Source organism: Thiocapsa sp. (genome assembly GCF_035467215.1).
Lineage (GTDB): Bacteria > Pseudomonadota > Gammaproteobacteria > Chromatiales > Chromatiaceae > Thiocapsa.
Genome location: NZ_DATITZ010000327.1, coordinates 1 through 4,420, shown reverse-complemented (window position 1 = coordinate 4,420; position 4,420 = coordinate 1). Strand labels below are relative to the sequence as shown.

Genomic DNA, 4,420 nt, shown 5'->3' with positions numbered 1-4,420 from the left:
TCGCCCTGGTCTCGATCGAAGAATCCGGCTGGGCGGAACACACCGGCGGCGGCTACTGGGGCCGTCACGACGAGGATGATTTCGAGGTCGGCGAGGTCGACGAGAGCCGCCAGATCGTCGATACCTGGCGCCATCCCGACGGCAGCCATCCGAACCTGGGTCCGCTGCCATTCGAACTGGAAGAACTCTCCCCGCCCGGCGCCTTCGACGACTTGGAGCCGGACGAGCTCGAGTTTCAGGAGGCCACCGGCAACGAAGGGGCCAGCTTCGATCGACTCTATCAGCGCGCCGCACTCGTCGTCTGGCCGCGCACCCATCGCGCGGCCGTGCTGAGCCAAGGCGGATTGGAGGTCAGCGTTCCTTTCCTCGGCGAGCTGGTCAGGCAGTGGCAAGAGGCCGGTGCCGACCCGCAGGCGCCGCTCCGGGAGGAGGCGCACTTGCTCGCTGAACGGATTCGTATCGATTGGCCAGACTCGGACTGGGTCCGACGCAAGGCCAGCTCGGACGGCGCCGCGGCGGCTTACCTGAGGCACCTGACAACCTTGGGCGACCTCGTCGAGATCGATGCCTTTGCGGGCGGACCGATCGCGGCCGGAGCCTACGGGCAAACCGACAATCAAGCACTCGTCGAGGCGCTCGCAGCCCTCACGCCCGAGCGGGCGCATCGGTTGATCCACGACATCATCGCAGGGAACGCACAGGACCATCCGGTCGCCTGCGCCGATCTGCTTGCCCGCACCGCAAACCATGTCATCGCTACCGGGACCGGGACGGCCGAGAGTCTCCGCTCGGCCGCCGAGGCACTCGTGCGCACCCTACCCGGCCCTCGCGTCGCACAATCACCTGTCGATGCCTACCGGTATCGCAGCGAATCGACCGGCACCGAGCCGACCGATGCCATGGTGGCGAATCTCCTGAGCGGGCTCGAGCGCATCGACCCCGATCTCGCGCGACAGGCCTTCGAGCATCTCCTGCAGTATCCCGACCGCTACGACATCGACCGGATCCTCTTGCCCGCAGCGCTCACGCTGCACGCCGACGAAACGACCCGAGATCTTCCCTCCGCGCAAGCCTTGCGCGGACTGGCGCTCGCGCACCTACGCCGGCGGATCGCGGAACCCTTGGAGCCCCCAGCGGATTGGCGACGACCCGCTCAGGTGACCTGCGCCTGCGCCAACTGCCAAGAGCTCAGCCGCTTTCTCGCCGATCCGACCCAACCCGAATGGGCCTTCCGGGCGGCGCAACGCCATCGCGATCATATCGCGGCCTCGGTGCGAACCGATTGCTGCGATCTGGATCTGGTGACCGAGCGACGCGGCAGTCCGCACACCCTTCGCTGCACGAAAAACCAAGCCAGCTATCTGCGCCGCGTCGCGCAAAGAGAGGGCGACCTGACGTATTTGGCACAACTCGGCGGAGCCCCCGAGACCTGACGAAGCGCTCGGCTACTACTGAAGTCTCGATGCCACCTCCCGGGTACGCCGACTTCAGTCGGCACCCCCGGGGAGGCGGACTTCGGTCCGCCGTGGACCCAAGCCCGAATGGCCTCGGGAATTGCGCGGCGTTGCACTAGTGGGTTCGGCGCGACGGAACTTCGTCCGCCGTCAGATCGATACTCTCTTGGCTCACCAGGCGCGCACCGAGTCGCCGTGCCAACCCCTCGGCGCCCTGAGCCATGATTCGCGTATGGTTACGGACAAACAGCGCACGGGCGAACGGGGCGATCAGGTTCATCCACCAGCGTGTGCTGCGGACGTGCCACTCGTACTGCACGATACTCAACCCGCCTTGACGAGCGAAGTCCCAACGGCCGATGCCTTCGAGGTCGCCCTCGGCAGCGCCCTCGATGACCTCGAGATTCTCGATGCGGGTCGCGCGCACCTCGAACACGACCCGATACGGCAAACTCCCTTTCCAGACATAGCGCCGAACAGTGCCGATGCCCTCGGCATCTCCGTCCGCCACCGCCTCCACCTTCCGGACACCCGGCCACCAGTCCGACCAGCCCAGGGAGTCCCGGATGGCGGAGTAAACAGGCTCCAGCGGTGCTTCGATCCGCCAGATGGTCAGCAAGTGATAGTCCGCCATGAAGCCTCCAGCGACTCCGACTCAGTGATGAAAGCGCTCCGACTCGGGTCGGCACGAGCCGGAAAACCTGGATCATAAGCCGGGATCATCAGCCGGGAACCGGACTCGCTTCGTGCCGCGCCGAAACGGCGGTCGAGTCCGGCCTCAGCCAGACGCCTGATGCAGGGTGATCTGGGTGAAGGGGATCTCCCATCCGTGATCGCTGCAGGCATCGACCAGGATGCGTTGAATGGCGTGGCGGATCGGCGCCATATGGCGTGCGGCCCCGCCCGACAGATCGACCTGGATTTCGTAATCCAGGGACGAGGCAGCAGCAGACTGAAAATAGACCGCGACCGCCTTGATGTACTCGTGCGGAACCACGTCCGGCAGCCGCTGCTCCAGCCTCTCTCGCATCCGCTCGGGGACCTCGGTGGTCGCGACGGCCTGATGCCGATAATCGATCCCGAAGGTCGAGACGATTCGGAAACCCTCGGACAAACGGCGCGGGTTCAAACCGACGAAGACATCGGTCGGGTAGACGACATCCTCGCCGCCGAGCTCCCTGAGATGCACGGCGCTCGTGCTCTGTCGCGTCACCTGTCCCATGCGCCCGTCCGCGAGCTCGACCCAGTCACCGGTTCGGGTCGGAAACCAGTCCTCATCCGCTCCGGCGGGTCGTGAATAGAGTCCGACCAACGCATTCACCGGGATCTCCTGGAGCCCGCCTTCGAGGCGCGGATTGACCAACCGAACTCGGAAGCCGAGCACCTCGACCTGATAGGGAATACCGTTGAAGCGGATCCGCTCGCCTTCTCGGACCGCGCCGATGTTCAGGACCAATCGCACTGTTTCGAGCTGGCTCGGAAGCGTCTTGATGCTGGCCCAGGCGACCCCGATCAGGAAGATCACGATGATGCCGAGCATGAACCAATCGCCCGCCATGTTGAACACCAGCATCATCGCGATCAAGCCGCCCAGAACGCTGAAAACGCGCAGCAGCAACGTGGTCAGACGACTGCTGAACCGCGTTCCTGCGGCGGCCGCACCGTCCTTCGATGATTGAAGCCGACCGACCAACGACGCCAGATATCTGACCCCGAAGAAGACCACGCAGAAGGCAACCGCGGCCAAGAGGAGATTCAGTCCACGGGTCTGAAAGAAGCGCTTCGCGTACGCGGTCGTCTCGTCCTGAATGGATTGGCGCTGCTCGAGCCGGTTCTCGAGCTGCAGATCAAGCGCGGTGTAGCGATTGGCGGTATCGTCGGCGATACGCTGCCAGTGGGCGAGCCGCTCTTCCAGCCTTGCCCTCAGGTCATCGGAGGGACCATCGGCGAGGTGACCCTCCAAACGCCCGACCGCTTTCTCGGCAAGCGCCCTGCGCTCGTCGACCTGATCGAGCTCGGCTCGCAGCTCGCCGATGGCGCGGGACTCCGCGGTCGCACTCTTCAATTCGGCCAGGATCGGCTTGAGCAGCTTGTTGAGCTCTTCCTGCCAATCGAAGGGTTGATCCACCTCGTCGACGAAGGGTCCAAGATCCATCTCCAAGGCGAATCGCTCGAACTGCAGACGCTGCTCGTCGAGCTGCGCCCTGAGCTCGCGAAGCTCATCGGCGAGCGCTTCCCGCGTCACATCATCCTCGGCCGCAATCAGCCGCCGCTGCGTCTCCGCAACCTGTTGTTCGCGACTCGACAATGCCTTGTGCAGAGCCTCGAGCGACTGCAGCGACGCGGCATCGCCTGGCTCGAACGGCGTCCCGACCGGGGATGACTCGGGCCGGGATGTGTCCGGAAAACCGTCGGGCGTCTGCTCTTGGGCGATAGACGGCAACGGCAGACCAAGGACCAGCAGGATGGCCGCGGCCGCAACGATTCGAAGATTCGTCGTGTGTCGGTGCATGGTACCTCGCTGTTTGAACCTCAACCGCGTCCAGAATGAAATGCGTTATGTGCATGCCGCTTCGGACTCAAGGATTTTTCCGACCTTTTTGGAGACGCGGGTCAAAACTGAATCGCTTTCATTGAATCACATCCGCGCCTGCCCGTAAGGATATCGCCTTCCGGAGAGACCTCGGTGTGTCAAGCGACACCAGGAATTGACCCCCTGGCGACACCAAGAATTGACCCCCCGTGGTTACATGGATCTGCGTTTCCCCTCAGTTCGCTGGGGCGGCGGGGGCGAGCCCGTAAAGGAGCCCGGAGGGCGACTGGACGGGCTCGCCCCCGCCGCCCCGGCGCGCGCCGCTCGCCGCGCTCCCGAGCAGGCCGGCACGGCGCTTCTCGCGTAATCGGTAGCTCTCCCCACGGATGGTGACGACGTGGCTGTGGTGCAGCAGCCGGTCGAGGATGGCGGT

The 4,420-nt window shown here is 64.8% G+C and carries 4 protein-coding genes; 1 reads left to right on the top strand and 3 read right to left on the bottom strand.

What is annotated here, in order from left to right; all coding sequences use genetic code 11:
* A partial coding sequence (locus VLR48_RS17575) for a hypothetical protein (RefSeq protein ID WP_325293037.1) occupies positions 1–1,433 on the top strand: 1,433 nt, incomplete at its 5' end.
* Between the two features lie 136 nt (positions 1,434–1,569).
* Here VLR48_RS17575 and VLR48_RS17570 read toward each other — a convergent pair.
* The 3 genes from VLR48_RS17570 to VLR48_RS17560 all read right to left on the bottom strand — a co-directional run.
* Positions 1,570–2,088, bottom strand: a complete 519-nt coding sequence (locus VLR48_RS17570) for an SRPBCC family protein (protein ID WP_325293036.1) — start codon at positions 2,086–2,088, stop codon at positions 1,570–1,572.
* A gap of 144 nt (positions 2,089–2,232) precedes the next feature.
* Entirely contained in the window at positions 2,233–3,966 is a 1,734-nt protein-coding gene (locus tag VLR48_RS17565) for a hypothetical protein (protein WP_325293035.1), read from the bottom strand.
* A gap of 256 nt (positions 3,967–4,222) precedes the next feature.
* Positions 4,223–4,420, bottom strand: a 198-nt coding sequence (locus VLR48_RS17560) for an ATP-binding protein (RefSeq protein WP_325293034.1), incomplete at its 5' end; no start/stop codon positions are given.

Coding starts and splice junctions, on each gene's coding strand:
- VLR48_RS17570 (WP_325293036.1), bottom strand. CDS start 2,088: ATGGCGGACTATCACTTGCTGACCATCTGGCGGATCGAAGCACCGCTG.
- VLR48_RS17565 (WP_325293035.1), bottom strand. CDS start 3,966: ATGCACCGACACACGACGAATCTTCGAATCGTTGCGGCCGCGGCCATC.